Source organism: Serratia sp. HMSC15F11, assembly GCF_001808215.1.
Lineage (GTDB): Bacteria > Pseudomonadota > Gammaproteobacteria > Enterobacterales > Enterobacteriaceae > Serratia > Serratia nevei.
In genome coordinates, this window is sequence record NZ_KV792511.1 from 1,983 (window position 1) to 2,653 (window position 671).

The following is a 671-nucleotide window of genomic DNA, read 5'->3' on the forward strand; positions in this document are numbered from 1 at the left end:
TTAGGAGGTGGTTTAAGGCTTACAATAAAAACGGAGCCGGCATGCCGGCTCCGTTGTCCTTGAGATCGCCGTTGAAGGTCAGAAGCGCCAGGTGAAGCCGGCGTTGACGCTGTTGTCCTGGTGGTGCTGCGACAGCAGCCCGCCGTAGCTCAGCGACAGCGTGGCGTTTTCGTTCACCGCCACTTCCGCCCCCGCCTTCAGCACCATCCCGTCGCGCGACACCGGCACGCTGTCCACCACGAACGGCGCGTTGCCGCCGTTGAACCGCAGCCCGGTGCCTCGCTCCAGCCCGCCGTACTGGTGTTGCCACCCCAGCTCGCTGCGCAGCGCCACCGTCGTACCCGGGGTCACCTGCCATTCGGTGTCTGCACGCAGGCCCAGCGTCGACACCGTCGCATCCGTGTGCTGTTTATCCCCGCGCAAGGCCGCCGCGCCGCCGCTTTCCGCGATGCCGTTATTCTCGAAGTTCACGTACGCCAGGTTCACGAACGGCTCCAGGTTCAGCCACTCACCCTGCACGCTGTAGCCCGCTTCCGCGAACAGCTGCTCGGTGCGCGCGCTGTACTTCGCCGTGTCGCGGTCCGACTGCATTCCGTAGTTCACCGACCGCTTGGTGTCGATGCGGTGCCAGGTGTAGCCCGCCCCGCCGCGCAGCGCCAGCGCCCCGAACT

General features: G+C 66.3%; 1 protein-coding gene. It reads right to left on the reverse strand.

What is annotated here, in order from left to right; genetic code table 11:
• Positions 1 to 78 precede the first annotated feature (78 nt).
• A partial coding sequence (locus HMPREF3138_RS27325; protein ID WP_246828745.1) for an autotransporter outer membrane beta-barrel domain-containing protein occupies positions 79 to 671 on the reverse strand: 593 nt, incomplete at its 5' end.